This is a genomic window from Carnobacterium sp. CP1 (assembly GCF_001483965.1).
Classification (GTDB): Bacteria; Bacillota; Bacilli; order Lactobacillales; family Carnobacteriaceae; genus Carnobacterium_A; species Carnobacterium_A antarcticum.
This window is the reverse complement of sequence record NZ_CP010796.1, coordinates 593,511-611,629: the sequence shown is the minus strand read 5'-3', so window position 1 is coordinate 611,629 and position 18,119 is coordinate 593,511. Positions and strand designations below refer to the sequence as shown.

Sequence of the window (18,119 nt, the reverse complement as noted above, 5' to 3'; positions counted from 1 at the left end):
AATAGACCATGAAACGAAGGAGCAGAAAAGATGGACAAACAATTACTAAATCAAAGGATTTTTCATTTATCGCATTGTGGCGGTATCGGACCTGCCAGTAAACTACGTATGATTTCTGCCTTACTAGATAACCCTTACTCATCTGCTTATGAGTTGTCCGTAAATGTAAAATTAACTCCAGCACACACAAAAACTTTTTTAAACAGCTATGCTGCCGTTCAACTAGAGTTGCTTTTTCAACGCTATCAAACAAAAAATATCCGTTGGCTAACGATTTTAGATGATCAGTACCCTGAATATTTAAGACAAATCTATAATCCACCCGTCTTGCTGTTTTATCAAGGCGATCTATCTTTATTAGAGCAGCGGTTATTAGCTGTTGTAGGGTCCAGAAAGAGTAGCGCTTATGGTGAAAATGTCTTAAACCGACTGCTGCCGGAGTTGGTTAAAAATGATATCGTGATGGTTAGTGGACTAGCCAAGGGAATCGATTGTGCTGTTCATCAAAAAACAATGCGCGAAAAAGGAAAAACGGTTGCTGTTGTTGGAACGGGTTTGGATCGTGTTTACCCTTATGAGCACAAAGCACTGCAAGAAAAAATCGGTCAAGAGCATTTATTGCTTTCAGAATATCCTTTAGGTGCCAAACCATTACGCCATCATTTTCCGATGAGAAATCGAATCATTGCCGGCTTGTCTTTAGGGACGTTAGTAATAGAAGCAAAATACCGTAGCGGAAGTTTAATTACAGCTAATCTAGCGTTACAAGAAGGAAGAGAAGTTTTTGCTGTACCTGGAGACATCACCAATCCTGGTGTTGAAGGAACAAATGATTTGATTTTGCATGGGGCTAAGTGTGTCTTATCGGCTGCTCATATCTTAGAAGAAATAACGTTTTGAAACAGTCATTAGCAAAGAACATTAGATGGTTCATAGAATACAAATGAACTCAGTATAAGATCAAAATAGTCTTCTTTTTCTTCTATTTAAGAGAGAACATTGAGGAAGCTGTTTTTTAAGAGGAGATATCAATAGTTGACAAAGGGCCTTTAGATAGCATAAGATTATTAACGATTTCTCTTTTAGCAAAGAAAGTGCTGAAAATAGAAAATAAGAGCTCATTTGAAAGGAGCATTCCATTGGCCTATAAATACCTGGTGATTGTAGAATCGCCTGCGAAAGCAAAAACAATTGAAAAATATTTAGGAAAAAACTACAAAGTTGTTGCTAGTCTAGGTCATATTCGTGACTTGCCAAAAAGCCGCATGGCAATTGATGTAGAAAATAACTATGAACCCGAATACATTTCCATACGTGGAAAAGGGCCTCTAATAAAAGAACTAAAAGGTTACGCTAAAAAGGCTGAAAAAGTTTTCCTCGCAGCTGACCCGGATAGAGAAGGAGAAGCTATCGCATGGCACCTTAGCTTTCTTCTGGGATTAGACAGTGAAGCTAAAAATCGAGTCGTTTTTAATGAAATTACAAAAGAAGCCGTCAAAGGTGCATTTAAAGAACCCCGTTCCATCGATATGGAATTGGTAAACTCACAGCAGGCTCGCCGAATTTTAGACCGTTTAGTAGGCTATACGATTAGCCCTATTTTATGGAAGAAAGTCAAAAAAGGTCTTAGTGCTGGACGAGTTCAATCGATTGCCTTAAAACTTATTTGTGAACGTGAAACAGAGATCAATGAGTTTAAACCAGAAGAATACTGGAGCATTGCTGGGAATTTTAAAAAAGGGACCAAAAAATTCAAAGCCAATTTTTATGGTTTAAACGGCAAAAAAATGAATTTAGGCAATGCTGAGGATGTTCAAAAAGTGATTCAAGAAATCAAAGGCAATGATTTTGACGTTACCAAAGTAACTAAAAAAGAACGCAAACGTAATCCCGCTTTGCCTTTTAAAACAAGTACTCTACAACAAGAAGCTGCACGAAAATTAAATTTCAGAACACAAAAAACCATGATGATCGCTCAGCAGCTTTATGAAGGGATCTCATTGGGGCGTGGCGGAGCCGTTGGTTTGATTACCTATATGCGGACAGATTCTACACGGATCGCTGAATCTGCTAAGAACGAAGTTGCGGAATACATCACTAAAGAGTTTGGACCAGAGTATTCTGCTTCAAAACCCCGTATAGCTAAAAAGTCGGCTAGTTCTCAAGATGCCCATGAAGCTATCCGACCATCAAGCGTGATGCGGACACCTAAAGAAATCGAAAAGCATTTGACAAAGGATCAATATAAACTCTACAATCTTATCTGGTCACGGTTAGTTGCTAGTCAAATGACCCCTGCAGTTTTTGATACAGTAAAAGTTGATATTGTTCAAAATGCCATTCTGTTTAGAGCAAATGGTTCAACACTTAAGTTCCCTGGTTATCAAAAAGTTTATGTGGAAGGAACCGATGACGGGAAAGAAGAAAAAGAAAACATCTTACCCGAGATGGAAAAAGGCGACCGTGTTCAATCGGTTGACATTGAACCGAAACAGCACTTTACTCAACCGCCAGCTCGCTTTTCTGAAGCAACATTGATCCGGACACTGGAAGAAAATGGAGTTGGTCGTCCTTCTACCTATGCTCCAACACTTAATACCATCCAAAAAAGATATTATGTGAAGTTGCAAAGTAAGCGGTTTGAACCAACCGAGTTGGGTATGATCGTCAATAATTTAGTCGTTGAATTTTTCCCGCAAATCGTTGATACTCATTTTACAGCAGAAATGGAAAAAGACTTAGATGCTGTCGAAGAGGGTAAAGAAAAATGGGTGAATGTTATCGATCGTTTCTATCAACCGTTTATTAAAGAAGTTGAAACAGCTGAAGAAACCATTGAAAAAATCCAAATCAAAGATGAACCTGCTGGTTTCGATTGTGAGTTATGTGGCCATCCAATGGTCATCAAACTAGGACGGTATGGTAAGTTTTATGCTTGCAGTAATTTTCCTGAATGCCGCAATACGAAAGCTATCGTCAAAGAAATTGGCGTCACTTGTCCGACATGTAAAGAAGGCCAAGTGATTGAACGGAAATCGAAGAAAAATCGGTTGTTTTATGGTTGTGATCGTTACCCAGCTTGCGAATTCGTTTCATGGGATAAACCGATTGGCAGAAACTGTCCAAAATGCGATCATTATTTAGTTGAAAAGAAAACTAAAGGGAAAAAGCAAGTGATTTGCAGTCACTGTGAGTATAAAGAAGAAGTACAATAATAAAGCAGCGCTGTGCTTTCCCGATGAAAGATAAAAGAACTAAACAGGTATAAACAGCGGTTTTAAAAAAAGACAGAATAGTTTAAAATTTCGATAAGTTTGAAACACAATCAATTGTAATCCCTTTGCTTCTATGATAAAGTAACTTTGTCATATGAGTGGAGGGACTTTTTTTGAATAATCATGAATTGAAAACAACTTTTTTACAATACTTGATCACTGAACGTCACTACTCTGAACTTACCAAAAAAGCTTATGAAGAAGATATTCTTGATTTTTCGAATTTTTTGCTTGAAACGGGCGATGCAGCATATGAAGCCGTGACCTTGCAAGATGTTCGGATTTTTTTAGGCGAACTAACAGAACGCGAGCTAAGCCGCAATACAATTTCAAGAAAGATATCGAGTTTAAGAGCTTTCTATCAATTTCTTTTAAAAAACCATGTGGTTGCAGAAAATCCGTTTTCTTATATACATTTAAAAAAGAAAACGCTTCGTTTACCGCGTTTTTTTTATGAGAAAGAAATGGAAGCTCTATTTCAAACCGTTAAAGGCGATAAACCGCTCGATTTTCGGAATGAAGCTCTTTTAGAAGTTCTATATGGTACAGGGATACGGGTCAGCGAATGCAGAGGGATCAGCATAAAAGATATCGATTTTGATTTAAGCGTTGTTTTGATTCATGGGAAAGGCAATAAAGAACGTTATGTGCCGTTTGGACACTACGCAAGTGTGGCGATCGAAGAATACCTGGAAAAATGTCGGAGTGTATTAATGGCTAAATACCATAAAGAACATGATTATCTGTTTGTGAATCATTATGGCGATCAGATATCTGTATCCGGTATTGAATACGTCTTAAATCAAATCATAAAAAAAAGTAGTTTGACAGCAGATATTCATCCTCATATGTTGAGGCATACATTTGCTACACATTTATTAAACAATGGAGCAGATATGCGAACTGTCCAAGAGTTATTAGGACACGCCAGCTTATCGTCTACGCAAATTTATGCCCATGTTACCAAAGAACATTTACAAAAAAATTACCGTCAATTTCATCCTAGAGCCTGATAACTAGAATGATTGAACAATGGAGGAATAACGATGACAACATTTCACGCAACAACGATCTTTGCGATCCAACACAACGGCTCTTGTGCAATGTCTGGCGATGGCCAAGTGACAATGGGCGAAAGTGTGATCATGAAAGGAACGGCTCGTAAAGTACGCCGCATCTATAATGGAGAAGTACTAGTTGGGTTTGCCGGAAGTGTAGCAGACGCGTTTACTTTAGAAGAAAAATTCGAAGGAAAATTAAACGAATACAAAGGCAATCTAACTCGTGCAGCAGTTGAACTTGCGCAAGAATGGCGGACTGACCGAGCTCTTCAAAAATTAGAAGCCTTGCTGATTGTCATGAACAAAGAAGAGATGTTAATGGTTTCAGGAAGTGGGGAAGTCATCCAACCAGATGATGGTGTCTTAGCGATTGGATCAGGTGGAAACTTTGCACTTGCAGCAGGACGAGCTTTAAAAAAACACGGAGATCATTTAACAGCTGCTGAAATTGCACAAGAGAGTTTAAATGTAGCTGCCGATATTTGTGTCTTTACCAACCATAATATTATTGTCGAAGAATTATAAGGACGTGATGAAATGATGAATACATTAGAAAATATGACACCAAGAGAAATTGTGAATGAATTAGACAAGTACATTATTGGCCAGACAGAAGCTAAAAAATCTGTTGCAGTTGCATTGCGCAACCGGTATCGCCGTTTACAATTAGATGAAGACCTGCAAAAAGAAATCACACCAAAAAATATGCTGATGATTGGAGCTACGGGTGTAGGAAAGACGGAGATTGCACGCCGCCTAGCTACAATCGTTAAGGCACCTTTTATTAAAGTTGAAGCAACGAAGTTTACTGAAGTGGGTTATATTGGAAGAGACGTTGAATCAATGGTGCGTGACTTAGTAGAAGCCGCTATTGGATTGGTCGAAAAACGCCAGTATTCAAGCGTTTATATACAAGCCGAGAAAAAAGCTATTGATCGACTGGTTAAAATCTTAGTTCCGGGCATTAAAAAAGAGAAAAAAGAAACGGCATCAGGTAATCCTTTTGAAGCTATGTTCCAAAACATGGGAATGAATGTGGGACCAAAACATCCTGAAGAAGAGGAAGAAGAAGTTACTGAAGCCATCTCGACCAATCGAGAAACCATCAAACAACAAATTCGTGATGGTTTATTGGACACTAGAGAAGTGACGATCGAAGTTGAGGAAAATAAAAAAGCTAAAAGTTCCCCTATGAACGCTGGTCTAGAACAAATGGGAATTGATTTGAATGAAACGTTAGGAGCAATGCGTCCTAAAAATAAAGTGAAACGTTCTGTAACGGTTAAAGAAGCCATTGAAATCTTGATTCAAGAAGAATCAGAAAAATTAGTAAACCGTGAAGACATCCATTCTGAAGCCATTCGTTTGGCGCAAGATTCCGGTATTATTTTTATTGACGAGATTGATAAAATCACATCTAAAGGCAGCAATTCCGGAGAGGTTTCTCGCGAAGGAGTCCAACGAGATATTCTGCCGATCGTTGAAGGATCACAAGTATCGACAAAATACGGTACGATTCATACTGATCATATTTTGTTTATTGCTTCAGGAGCTTTCCATGTTTCGAAACCAAGCGATTTGATTCCTGAATTACAAGGACGTTTTCCAATTCGTGTTGAATTGGATGATTTAACGAAAGAAGATTTTGTTAAAATTTTAACAGAGCCTAATAATGCTTTGATCAAACAATATGTTGCTATGTTGAGGACAGATAATATTGATGTAACGTTTACTTTTGAAGCCATTGAGCAATTAGCCGATATCGCTTATCGTGTAAACCATGAAACCGACAATATTGGTGCGCGTCGTTTGCACACTATTTTAGAAAAATTATTAGAAGACCTATTGTTTGAAGCACCAGATATGCAAATGGGCGAAATCACCATTACTAAAAATTATGTCACTGAAAAAATTGAGCATATTGTGGAAGACAAGGATTTAAGCCGGTACATTCTATAATAACTATTTGGAGGAAGAACATGAGTGGTTTACTTCAAAAAATGCGTAAAATCAATAACATGCTTCAAAAAAAAGGCGGCGTAGTAAGCAACGGCTCGATAGAAGAAGGGAATTTGCCCTTTACTGATATGGCTGTTATCTTAGGAGACGTTTTAAATGCCAATACTTATTTGATCGATGAAGCCGGTAATCTACTCGGCTATACCGAAAAGCATGAAATCAACAACGAACGAGTCAAAGAAATGCTGGATGCTAAGAAGTTTCCGCTTGAGTATGCTTTAAGCATGCTCGAAATTAAGGAAACACGTACCAATATTGGTATTGAAAGCGACTATACAGTCTTTCCTATTGAAACGCGCGATTTGTTTACAGATGGGTTAACCACTGTTATTCCTATCTATGCAGCTGGTGAACGATTAGGGACGTTGATTTTAGCCCGCTTAGCTCCTCAATTTGATGATGATGATCTGATATTAGGAGAACATGCAGCGACGGTTGTGGGGATTGAAATTATCTATAAGAAATCTACTCAAATCGAAGAAGAAGCTAGAGATTCGGCTAATGTCCAAATTGCCATTAAAACATTGTCTTATAGTGAATTGAAGGCTGTCAAAGCTATTTTTGAAGAATTGGGCGGCTTAGAAGGACGGCTGACTGCTTCGAATGTAGCGGATAAGATCGGAATCACACGTTCGGTGATTGTTAATGCCTTAAGAAAATTAGAATCTGGCGGCATCATCGAATCTAAATCACTTGGAATGAAAGGGACGTATATTCGTATCCATAATACCAAGTTTATCGAGGCTTTAGATAAAGAATGGGCTTACTGACAACCAATAATAAAGAAACGGGATTAAAGGGGGATATCAATGAGTATTAAATTAGAAAACCAAAACTTAATTGTTACTATTTCTGAAAAAGGTGCAGAATTAACGAGTCTAAGAAATAAAGAAACGGGTATTGAGTACTTATGGCAAGGCGACCCTGCTTTTTGGAATAGACAAGCACCGGTTTTATTTCCAATCGTCGGACGATTAAAAGACGATCAATATGAATACAAGAACAAACGATACTCGATGTCACAACACGGTTTTGCAAGAGACTACCCTTTTAATATAACCCAACAAAGTGAAACAGCAGTAGCTTTACAATTATCAGCCGATCCTTCTACTAAAGAAAAGTATCCTTTTGATTTTCGTTTAACGATTACTTATCGTTTAGAAAACCAAACTCTTGATGTTGGTTATTTAGTTGAAAACTTAAATCAACAAGAAGAAATGTATTTTTCAATTGGAGGCCATCCAGGGTTTAACGTTCCTCTAACCTCAGAGACCGTTTTTGAAGATTACTATTTGAACTTTTCACCTAAGCGTTCTAGAACGCTTATCCCTTTAGAAGGGCCTTATCTAGATCTCGAAAACCGTACATTAGCTCAAACCAATACGGATATCGCTTTAAAAAGAGCTTTATTTGATCAAGATGCATTGATTTACGAAACTAAAAGGAAAAATACATTTTCTATCCAATCAGACAAAACCAAGCATAAAGTAGCCGTAACGTTAGAAGGATTTCCATACGTTGGTATTTGGTCTCCTCCTAAACAAGAAGCTCCGTTTGTTTGTATTGAACCATGGTTTGGAGTGGCAGATTCACTTGATGCAACTGGACAATTAACAGAAAAGCTAGGTATTCAACACCTGGCTCCGGCTGAACAATTTAATTGCCACTATGAAATCGCTGTTGATTGATTTAGTGCAAAAAAACGCCTGACAGATAAAAATCTGTCAGGCGTTTGATTTGTTGAGGATTACTTTTTTGTTTGAGACGAATCTTTTTTATAACCAAATCCAAATGGAACTTTGCTTTCTGTTCCGTTACGGATTCTTTTGATATTATCTTTGTGACGATAGATGATAAAAACAGTCAAGACAGCGGCAATCGTTGTTAAAATCCAATCGTTTGTCAAAAGGGTTGACGGCGTTATAATCAGTAAGGCCAGCATACTTGAAAAACTGACCATCCGTGAAAAGAATAAAATCACTAAAAATAAAACCACGCAGAAAATAAAAAAAGTCGGATTGTATGCCAGAAGAACCCCTGCGCTGGTAGCGACTGCTTTTCCGCCTTTGAATTCAGCGAATATTGGGAATGTGTGTCCTAGGATGGCTCCTAGGCCTAATACCATTGGATTCAAATCAGAATGCACTAAGTAGGGCAAACTCGCTGCTAATGTTCCTTTTAAAACGTCTGCTAGCAATACAAGTATGCCAGCTTTTACGCCTAATACACGAAACGTATTAGTGGTTCCTGAATTTCCACTGCCATAATTACGAATATCTTTTTTATATAGTTTTTTACCTAACCACACTCCAGATGGTATAGAACCTAAGAGGTAGGCTGTAATAAACATGAGTATAATTTTTACCAACTTCACTCACTCCTAACTCAGCAACTTGATTGCCGATAAGCCATATTTTACCACTTATTCTACTGTAAGGCTAGTTAAAATCGATTGAATAAAGCTGAACCAAATTATAGAGAGAGCATTGTTTAACGGTTGCAAAAGAATTGAAATTAAGTTGCCTCTTGCGTTTTACTATGAGAACTAGTTTAATAGTAAAGCAGGAGATGTGCATTTTTTGAATGCGAACATACTTTCCCTTTTTTTACAGAAATAGCGATTTTTTCTTTTCAATCGTTGTTAGATAGAGTATTATTGAATAGATGCTTAGATAAATAAACGGATGAATACGAAGTGAGCTTTTTAATTGTGCACTTGAAAAAGGATTTTTTTGAGGTAAGTTTTAATTAACGCACTAAGTAACTCGTAATAATGGTTAAGGAGTTTTTTTAATGCCAAAAAAAATAAAAGTAGAATACAACGATGAATCCATTCAAGTTCTTGAAGGATTAGATGCTGTCCGTAAAAGGCCGGGAATGTATATTGGGTCAACAGATACTAGAGGTTTGCATCATTTAGTATATGAGATTGTTGATAATTCCGTAGATGAAGCTTTATCTGGCTACGGTAATGAAATAATCGTTACTTTACACAAAGACGATAGTGTTAGTATAAAAGACAATGGACGCGGAATGCCAGTTGGAATGCATTCTTCAGGCGTTTCGACGATCCAAGTTATATTTACTGTGCTGCATGCCGGTGGGAAGTTTGGACAAGAAGGCGGTTATAAAACATCGGGTGGTTTACATGGTGTAGGTGCAAGTGTGGTTAATGCACTTTCTGAGTGGCTGACCGTTACTGTCATTCGAGATGGCACAGAGTACCAACAACATTTCGTAAACGGCGGAAAACCAAAAGGAACATTAACAAAGAAGAAAAACAATCGCGGAAAAAACGGAACAACGGTTCATTTTAAACCAGATGCGACAATCTTTTCTACCGTTAATTACTCTTATGATGTCTTATCAGAAAGGCTGCGAGAATCAGCTTTTCTTTTGAAAAATTTGCGGATTGAACTGATTGACGAGCGAAACGATAAATCTGACGTTTTCCATTATGAAGAAGGAATCAAAGAATTTGTCGCTTATTTAAATGAAGATAAAGATACTTTAACACCAGTTGCTTATTTTTCAGGAGAGAGCAACAGTATGGAAGTGGAGTTTTCGTTCCAATACAATGACGGCTATTCAGAAAACATTTTATCGTTTGTTAACAACGTGAGAACCAAAGACGGTGGAACACATGAATCAAGTATGAAGACGGCTTTAACTAAAACATTTAATGAATATGCCCGTAAAGTAAATCTGTTAAAAGAGAAAGAAAAAAATCTTGAAGGCAGTGACTTTCGAGAAGGGTTAGCCGCGATCATTTCTGTTCGTATTCCTGAAAATTTATTGCAATTTGAAGGTCAAACCAAAAGCAAATTAGGGACGGCACAAGCTCGTGGAGCCGTAGATGCGGTCATCAGCGAACAAATGGGTTTCTATTTGATAGAGAACGGTGAAATGAGCCAACAGCTCATTCGTAAAGCTCTTACCGCGCGAGAAGCTCGAGACGCTGCCAGAAAAGCCCGTGAAGAAAGCCGAAACGGGAAAAAACGCAGAAAAAATGAGTCATTGTTATCAGGTAAATTGACGCCGGCGCAAAGTAAAAATGCTAAACGTAATGAATTGTACCTCGTTGAGGGAGATTCTGCAGGTGGATCAGCTAAACAAGGACGTGATCGTAAGTTCCAAGCTATTTTACCGTTGCGTGGAAAAGTTATCAATACTGAAAAAGCTAAATTACAAGACATCATGAAAAATGAAGAAATCAATACGATGATTTATACGATCGGTGCCGGGGTTGGGCCTGAATTTGATATAGAAGCCTGTAATTACGATAAAATCATTATTATGACCGATGCAGATACCGATGGGGCCCATATTCAGGTGCTGTTGCTGACCTTCTTTTATCGGTACATGAAACCGTTGATTGAAGCGGGTAAAATCTATTTAGCTTTACCTCCATTATATAAACTATCAAGAGGAATCGGTAAAAAAGAAAAGATAGCCTACGCTTGGACGGATGATGAATTAGTAGACGTAACGAAAAAATTTGGTAAAAATTACATTTTACAGCGTTATAAAGGGTTAGGTGAGATGAATGCGGATCAGCTATGGGATACGACAATGGATCCTGAGACTCGAACCCTCATTCGTGTTAGAATCGATGATGCTGCACAAGCAGAACGACGTGTTTCTGTTTTGATGGGAGATAAGGTTGAACCTCGACGCAAATGGATCGAATCTCATGTTGAATTCTCACTAGAAGAAGGCAGCAGTATTTTAGACAATGATCAACTTATGGAAACATCGGAATTAGAAAATGAAGGAAGTGCTGTAGATGGAGAATAGAGCGGACATTCAAGAACTGACTCTTGAAGAAGTTATGGGAGACCGCTTTGGACGTTACTCAAAATACATTATCCAGGAACGTGCTCTCCCAGATATTCGTGATGGTTTAAAACCGGTTCAACGTCGAATTTTATATGCCATGAACGTAGAAGGCAACACTTCTGAAAAAGGCTTTCGGAAATCGGCTAAGACAGTCGGAAACGTTATCGGGAATTATCATCCGCATGGAGATAGCAGTGTATATGAAGCGATGGTGCGGTTGAGTCAAGACTGGAAACTACGTGAAGAACTGGTTGAAATGCATGGAAACAACGGAAGTATGGACGGTGACCCGCCAGCAGCAATGCGGTATACAGAAGCTCGTTTATCTAAAATTGCGGAAGAACTCTTACGCGATATCGAGAAAGAAACTGTTGATTTTGTTTTAAACTTTGACGATACAGATGAGGAACCGACTGTTTTACCTGTTCGCTATCCTAATTTGCTAGTCAATGGTGCAACAGGAATCTCAGCAGGATATGCAACCGATATCCCTCCGCATAACTTAAGTGAAGTCATTGATGCAACGATGCACTTAATAGATCATCCGAATGCAAAGGTATCTGACTTAATGGTTTACTTAAAAGGACCAGATTTCCCTACAGGCGGTATTTTGCAAGGGCTAAGCGGGATTAAAAAAGCTTATGAAACCGGAAAAGGAAAAGTCGTTGTCCGTTCAAAAACGCGTATTGAAGATTTAAGAGGCGGAAAACAACAAATTGTTATCAACGAAATTCCTTATGAAGTCAATAAAGCTGTATTAGTCCGGAAAATGGATGAAATCCGGATCAACAAACGAGTGGATGGTATTGCTGAGGTTCGAGACGAATCGGATCGTACCGGATTACAAATCGTTGTAGAATTGAAAAAAGAAGCGAACGCTAACGGAATATTAACTTACCTATTGAAAAACACCGATTTACAAGTTTCATATAATTTTAATATGGTAGCTATTGACCAAAAACGACCGAAACAAGTAGGCATTTCTCGGATGCTAGAAGCGTATCTTGAACACCAACGGGAAATCATTACACGACGCACCAATTTTAATCTAAGAAAAGCTGAAAGCAGATCTCATATCGTCGTCGGTTTGATCAAAGCACTTTCTATTTTAGATCAAGTTATCAGTGCGATTCGAAACAGTAAGGATAAGAAGAATGCAAAAGATAATATCATTGAGCAATTTGACTTTACTGAAGCACAAGCCGAGGCAATTGTTTCTTTGCAACTGTACCGATTGACCAATACGGATATTACAGCGCTGGAAAGTGAAGCAGATGCTTTGAGCAAAGCCATTGCTTCTTTCAAAAAAATATTAACGAGTCCAGCTGAGATGAGACGCGTGATGAAACAAGAGTTAGCTGAGATTAAGAAAAAGTATGGCAGCCCGCGTCGGACAGTCATTGAGAATGAAATTGAAGAGTTAAAAGTGGAGACGGAAGTGCTTGTAGCTCAAGAAGAAGTGATTGTTTCCGTGACAAAAGAAGGGTATATCAAGCGAACCAGCTTGCGTTCCTATGGAGCTTCGAAACCTGAAGAAATTGGAATGCGTGAAGGTGATTATCCAATTTTCATTGAACAGATGAATACATTAAACCATCTCCTGCTTTTCACTACTAAAGGGAATATCATTTACCGGCCAGTTCATGAATTGACAGAATTAAGATGGAAAGATATCGGAGAACACCTCTCTCAAAATATCACCTTTGAGACAGACGAAATGGTTCTTAAGGCATTTGCCTTAAAAGACTTTAATCCGTCTGCGACCTTTACCTTGATAAGCGAAGAAGGGTTTATTAAACAAACGAGCGCAGCAGATTTCGTGGTTGGCCGCAGTTATCGAACAAAATCGTTCGTAGCTATGAAGCTGAAAACAGATTCAGATGCTATCGTTAATGTCATTTACACTGAAGATCAAACAGGACAAGATGTCTTTTTAGTTACTCATCGTGGTTTTGGCTTACGCTACCCACTGGCTGAGGTTCCGATAGTCGGAGCGAAAGCAGGAGGAGTAAAATCCATCAATCTTAAAGATGGCGATTATGTTGTTAACGGGATATTATTTGAAGCGGAAGCCCCTAAGACAGAAGTCATTCTTGTTACTCAACGTGGTTCTGTTAAGAAAATGAATATCCATGATTTTGATTCATTAGGACGAGCCAAACGTGGCTTATTGGTATTGAGAGAATTGAAAAACAATCCTCATCGAGTTGCCTTTTTATTAGATGGTGAAAAAAATCAGGAATACATTATTTTAACTGAAAAAGATAACGCGTTCGATTTATCTAGTACGAGTTATCAAATTAGCGATCGCTATTCAAATGGTTCATTTATTTTGGATGAAGCTACCGATGGAGCACCTGTTGATGTACACAAAAAAGTTGTCTATGAAATAAAAGAATAGAAAAAAAGAGTGCGAAGAGATTCGCACTCTTTTTTTGTACTACAACGAGCGGATAAAAGTCGCGTATACTAGTACAGAAGTATTTAGAAAATATTTTTGTGAAATAACCAACATAAACAAATAAACCATCTGCAGTTTAATGAACGTTTATTCTAAAGGAAATTTAAACAAAAATATGTTTTAATTATAAAATACTATGGAATATAGCGTTAATAAGATTGTTTTATTTTTAACTTGTGTTATACTGAGCATGTAAAAGCTGTTACATAAATATTTTAATTTATAAGGAGGTTCACTTATAATGGAACAATGGCAAGGGTTTAAAGGGAAAGTATGGAAAGAAGAAATTGACGTACGTGAGTTTATACAACAAAACTATCAGCCTTATGACGGTACTGACGAATTTTTAGAGGGTTCTACTGAGGCTACCGCTGCATTATGGAAACAGGTGATGGAATTAAACAAAGCTGAACGCGAAGCAGGCGGGGTATTGGACATGGATACTAAGGTGGTTTCCACGATCACTTCTCATGCTGCAGGCTATTTGAATAAAGAATTTGAAAAAATAACTGGATTTCAAACTGAAAAACCTTTTAAACGAGGATTGCAGCCGTTTGGAGGTATTCGCATGAGCGAACAATCAGCTGAATCTTATGGATTTAGCATTGATCCTGAAGTTTCACACATTTTTCGCGATTATCGTAAAACACACAATCAAGGTGTATTTGATGCCTATACTCCAGAAATCCGTGCTGCTCGCCGCAGCGGCATCATTACAGGTCTCCCGGATGCTTATGGACGCGGAAGAATCATTGGAGATTACCGCAGAGTGGCTTTATATGGCGTAGATCGTTTGATTGCTGAGAAAAAAAGCGATTTAGCTAATACAGGATACGGTACTATGAGTGAAAATGTGATACGCGACCGTGAAGAATTAAATGAACAAATCAGAGCTTTGATCGAATTGAAAGAGTTAGGACATATCTATGGATTTGACATTTCCCAACCCGCTTCAACAGCCATTGAAGCTTTCCAATGGTTGTATTTAGGCTACTTAGCAGCGGTCAAAGAACAAAATGGTGCTGCTATGTCATTGGGACGGACTTCTACTTTCTTGGATGTTTATATCGAACGTGATCTCGCTAATGGAACGTTAACTGAAGTTGAAGCACAAGAAATTGTTGATCACTTTATTATGAAGCTTCGCTTAGTTAAATTTTCTCGGACTCCAGACTACAATGATTTATTTTCTGGCGATCCTACTTGGGTTACCGAATCAATTGGTGGCGTAGGAGAAGATGGACGTCATCTCGTCACCAAGAATAGTTATCGTTTCTTACACAGTTTAACGAACTTAGGACCTGCACCTGAACCTAACTTGACGGTACTTTGGTCAACGCGTTTGCCGGAAAACTTTAAAAAGTATTGTGCAAAAGTTTCAATCGCTTCCAGTGCCATCCAATATGAAAACGATGACGTTATGCGACTTGAATGGGGAGACGATTATGGGATTGCGTGCTGTGTTTCTGCTATGCGGATCGGCAAACAGATGCAGTTTTTTGGCGCTCGTGCTAACTTAGCAAAAACCTTATTATACGCAATCAACGGCGGGGTAGATGAAAAACTAAAAGTTCAAATCGGGCCTAAATATCAGCCGATCACTTCAGAGTATTTAGACTATGACGAAGTAATGGAAAAATATGATGCAATGATGGAATGGATCGCTGGTTTGTATTTGAACACATTGAATATCATTCATTACATGCATGATAAATACTCTTATGAGCGCATTGAAATGGCCTTACACGATAGCGAAGTAATGAGAACTATGGCGACTGGTATTGCTGGGTTCTCTGTAGTCATTGATTCCTTATCAGCTATTAAATACGCTAAAGTCAAAGCTATTCGCGACGAAAACGGCTTAGTCACTGATTATGAAATTGAAGGGGACTACCCTAAATTTGGCAATAATGATAATCGTGCAGATGATATTGGCATCTGGTTATTAAAAACATTTATGTCAAAAGTAAAAAAACACCCCACATATCGGGGAGCAACACACACAACATCTATTTTAACAATCACATCAAATGTCGTTTACGGTAAAAAGACTGGAAACACTCCTGATGGACGTCGTGCAGGGGAACCTTTTGCTCCTGGTGCGAATCCTATGCACGGGCGTGATACACATGGAGCATTAGCAAGTTTAAATTCAGTGGCTAAAATACCTTATCGTTACTCTTTAGACGGCATTTCAAATACGTTCTCGATTATTCCTAAAGCATTAGGGAAAGAAGATGAGGTTCAACAATCAAATCTAGCAAATATGTTAGACGGCTACGTAAAAAAAGGCGGGCATCATCTAAACGTGAATGTCTTTAATCGAGAAACGCTGTTAGATGCTATGGACCATCCGGAAGATTACCCGCAATTAACGATCCGTGTCTCTGGCTACGCTGTAAACTTCATTAAGCTAACGCGTGAGCAACAGATGGATGTTATCAACCGTACGATGCACGGCAGTATGTAAAAATAAACGTTGATGTTATACTTTTTAGAAAATAATGTATGTCTGGCACACTTTCTTTATAAAAAAGAAAGTGTGCCTTCTAAAATAAAGGAGGTTTTATCATGAGGGATTTAACTACCGGTTATGTGCATTCAACAGAAAGCTTTGGATCAGTAGATGGTCCTGGAATCCGTTTTATCGCTTTTATGCAAGGCTGTCGTATGCGTTGTGAATTTTGCCATAACCCAGATACTTGGAATATGGGAGGAGGGACACCTTACACTGCCGATGAATTACTCGAAGAGGCATTAGCTTATCGTGAATATTGGGGAGAAAAGGGCGGAATCACCATTAGCGGAGGGGAACCACTGCTGCACATTGATTTTCTAATTGAACTTTTTAAAAAAGCTCAAGCTGAAGGCGTTCATACAACGCTTGATACATGTGGTCAACCTTTTACGTATGATGATCCTTTTTTTAGCCGTTTTGAAGAATTGATGAAATACACAGACTTACTCTTATTCGATATCAAGCACATCGATGACGAAAAACATAAAAAGTTAACAATGATGTCGAATAAAAACATTTTAAATATGGCGCGTTATTTATCGGATATAAAAAAACCGGTTTGGATCAGGCATGTCTTAGTCCCAGAACGATCAGATGTGGATGAAGATTTGGTGCGTTTAGATGAATTCATCAAATCTTTGGGCAATGTCCTTAAAGTTGAAATCCTGCCTTATCATAAATTAGGGGTTTATAAATATGCGGCATTGAATATCCCCTACAAATTAGAACACATCGAACCGCCAACTGCAGAACGCGTAGAAAATGCCAAACGACTCTTACATGTGGATGAGTATACCCTGCATCAAACGGTATAGTGCTTAAGTGAATTTATGACACGAAACAAAGGAAGAGCAATTTTTAGTTGCTCTTTTTCTATTTGTTTATTAGAATGAGAGTAACTATTTGCATAAGAAACTGGTTATAATGAAAGAGGTGACGTTAATAATATGGATCAGAAAAAGGTATCTATTTTTTCTTCAAAAACATTGGATTACTTTTTGCAGCTAGCTGAAACCATGAACTACACAAAAGCAGCTCACATTTTAGGGATCTCACAACCAGCCTTAACCCAACAAATTAAAAAGATTGAGCGCTCAATTGATGCGCCGTTATTCTATTCTATTGGAAAAAAGTTATATATGACTGAAGCAGGGCAGACTATGCTGCGGACAACGCACTCTATTTATACGATCTTAAATAATGCCTCTAACGAGATACAAAAAACAACGAATTCTAACCAAGGCGATGTTAAGTTAGGCTTATTGTCTTCTATTGAAGATAAAATATTTATGCAGTTTATCATGTATTATTTTAAGGAAAATCCCGGAATCAAAGTAACGCTTTATATGCTGACTCGTGACGAAATCTGGCATAAATTAGAAAACAACAAAATCGATTTAGCCATTATGTATTTACCCGATCAAAAGATAGTAAATTGGAAACCATATTCTTCACGAAAAATTATTGATGAAGAACTGCTTTTTTTACACCATAAAGAAGAATTGGCTGATCAAGAAACCATCATGTTAAGTCAAACGACCAATCATCCATGGTCCGTTTATCCTGATACATATTATATCAATGATTTACTTCGTGAGACCTTTAAAAACCAGTTGTCTGACTGGCCTTCAATTTCTGGCTTTTTTACGACCCCGGAACAATTGTATGAATTTAGCGAAGCTACAAAAAGCTTTACTGCATTGCCTAAATCATTTGTACGTGCCAATCAAGATAAAATGTCTGCTAGAGCATTATCGTTCGAACCGCCCATCGTTTTTCAATTATCTTTTGTTTACCGACATGATAAAGAGTTGATTCCGCGAATCAAACATTTTTTAGAAGATTTTGATCATTATTTAAAAGAAGTAGATTATTCTACTAGACTAAAAACCTAAATTAGTTGATAATAGAAAATAGAGTTAAAAGAGTAAAGGAGCGTTATTATA

13 protein-coding genes are annotated in these 18,119 nt (G+C 38.0%); 12 read left to right on the top strand and 1 reads right to left on the bottom strand.

The annotated features are described in order from the left end of the window. Positions 1–30: 30 nt before the first annotated feature. The 7 genes from dprA (at position 31) to NY10_RS03040 (ending at position 8,043) form a co-directional block, all read left to right on the top strand. Entirely contained in the window at positions 31–900 is an 870-nt protein-coding gene (gene dprA / locus NY10_RS03070) for a DNA-processing protein DprA (protein WP_058918611.1), read from the top strand. A gap of 239 nt (positions 901–1,139) precedes the next feature. Further along, the gene (topA, locus tag NY10_RS03065) at positions 1,140–3,215 is read left to right on the top strand and encodes a type I DNA topoisomerase (RefSeq protein ID WP_058918610.1); all 2,076 of its coding nucleotides are present in this window, start codon (positions 1,140–1,142) and stop codon (positions 3,213–3,215) included. A 173-nt stretch (positions 3,216–3,388) separates the two neighbouring features. Further along, entirely contained in the window at positions 3,389–4,288 is a 900-nt protein-coding gene (gene xerC / locus NY10_RS03060; protein ID WP_058918609.1) for a tyrosine recombinase XerC, read from the top strand. A 33-nt stretch (positions 4,289–4,321) separates the two neighbouring features. Further along, positions 4,322–4,861 carry an ATP-dependent protease subunit HslV gene (gene hslV / locus NY10_RS03055; protein ID WP_058918608.1) on the top strand — a complete coding sequence of 180 codons (540 nt, stop codon included), beginning with the start codon at positions 4,322–4,324 and terminating at the stop codon, positions 4,859–4,861. A 15-nt stretch (positions 4,862–4,876) separates the two neighbouring features. Continuing rightward, the gene (gene hslU / locus NY10_RS03050; protein ID WP_058920219.1) at positions 4,877–6,295 is read left to right on the top strand and encodes an ATP-dependent protease ATPase subunit HslU; all 1,419 of its coding nucleotides are present in this window, start codon (positions 4,877–4,879) and stop codon (positions 6,293–6,295) included. Positions 6,296–6,315: 20 nt separating this feature from the next. Continuing rightward, positions 6,316–7,125, top strand: a complete 810-nt coding sequence (gene codY, locus NY10_RS03045; protein ID WP_058918607.1) for a GTP-sensing pleiotropic transcriptional regulator CodY — start codon at positions 6,316–6,318, stop codon at positions 7,123–7,125. A 39-nt stretch (positions 7,126–7,164) separates the two neighbouring features. Then, a complete protein-coding gene (locus NY10_RS03040) occupies positions 7,165–8,043 on the top strand; it encodes an aldose 1-epimerase family protein (RefSeq protein ID WP_058918606.1) in 879 nt (292 codons plus the stop codon). Positions 8,044–8,102: 59 nt separating this feature from the next. Here NY10_RS03040 and plsY read toward each other — a convergent pair whose 3' ends face one another. Continuing rightward, entirely contained in the window at positions 8,103–8,705 is a 603-nt protein-coding gene (gene plsY / locus NY10_RS03035) for a glycerol-3-phosphate 1-O-acyltransferase PlsY (protein ID WP_058920218.1), read from the bottom strand. Between the two features lie 443 nt (positions 8,706–9,148). Between plsY and parE the strand changes: the two genes are divergently transcribed. The 5 genes from parE (at position 9,149) to NY10_RS03010 (ending at position 18,068) form a co-directional block, all read left to right on the top strand. After that, entirely contained in the window at positions 9,149–11,152 is a 2,004-nt protein-coding gene (gene parE / locus NY10_RS03030; protein WP_058918605.1) for a DNA topoisomerase IV subunit B, read from the top strand. Beyond that, positions 11,142–13,595, top strand: coding sequence for a DNA topoisomerase IV subunit A (parC, locus tag NY10_RS03025; protein ID WP_058918604.1), 2,454 nt, complete (start codon positions 11,142–11,144; stop codon positions 13,593–13,595). The genes parE and parC overlap by 11 nt, the downstream gene beginning before the upstream one ends. Before the next feature lie 301 nt (positions 13,596–13,896). After that, positions 13,897–16,125 (top strand): formate C-acetyltransferase, encoded by a 2,229-nt coding sequence (gene pflB / locus NY10_RS03020; protein WP_058918603.1) that lies wholly within the window; start codon positions 13,897–13,899, stop codon positions 16,123–16,125. Between the two features lie 101 nt (positions 16,126–16,226). Then, positions 16,227–16,988 carry a pyruvate formate-lyase-activating protein gene (pflA, locus tag NY10_RS03015; protein WP_058918602.1) on the top strand — a complete coding sequence of 254 codons (762 nt, stop codon included), beginning with the start codon at positions 16,227–16,229 and terminating at the stop codon, positions 16,986–16,988. Positions 16,989–17,120: 132 nt separating this feature from the next. After that, positions 17,121–18,068 (top strand): LysR family transcriptional regulator, encoded by a 948-nt coding sequence (locus NY10_RS03010; protein ID WP_058918601.1) that lies wholly within the window; start codon positions 17,121–17,123, stop codon positions 18,066–18,068. Positions 18,069–18,119 lie beyond the last annotated feature (51 nt).

Excerpts from the sequence above, each read along its gene's own strand:
- dprA (WP_058918611.1), top strand. The coding sequence starts at position 31 with ATGGACAAACAATTACTAAATCAAAGGATTTTTCATTTATCGCATTGT.
- hslV (WP_058918608.1), top strand. The coding sequence starts at position 4,322 with ATGACAACATTTCACGCAACAACGATCTTTGCGATCCAACACAACGGC.
- hslU (WP_058920219.1), top strand. The coding sequence starts at position 4,877 with ATGAATACATTAGAAAATATGACACCAAGAGAAATTGTGAATGAATTA.
- codY (WP_058918607.1), top strand. The coding sequence starts at position 6,316 with ATGAGTGGTTTACTTCAAAAAATGCGTAAAATCAATAACATGCTTCAA.
- NY10_RS03040 (WP_058918606.1), top strand. The coding sequence starts at position 7,165 with ATGAGTATTAAATTAGAAAACCAAAACTTAATTGTTACTATTTCTGAA.
- plsY (WP_058920218.1), bottom strand. The coding sequence starts at position 8,705 with ATGTTTATTACAGCCTACCTCTTAGGTTCTATACCATCTGGAGTGTGG.
- parE (WP_058918605.1), top strand. The coding sequence starts at position 9,149 with ATGCCAAAAAAAATAAAAGTAGAATACAACGATGAATCCATTCAAGTT.
- parC (WP_058918604.1), top strand. The coding sequence starts at position 11,142 with ATGGAGAATAGAGCGGACATTCAAGAACTGACTCTTGAAGAAGTTATG.
- pflB (WP_058918603.1), top strand. The coding sequence starts at position 13,897 with ATGGAACAATGGCAAGGGTTTAAAGGGAAAGTATGGAAAGAAGAAATT.
- pflA (WP_058918602.1), top strand. The coding sequence starts at position 16,227 with ATGAGGGATTTAACTACCGGTTATGTGCATTCAACAGAAAGCTTTGGA.
- NY10_RS03010 (WP_058918601.1), top strand. The coding sequence starts at position 17,121 with ATGGATCAGAAAAAGGTATCTATTTTTTCTTCAAAAACATTGGATTAC.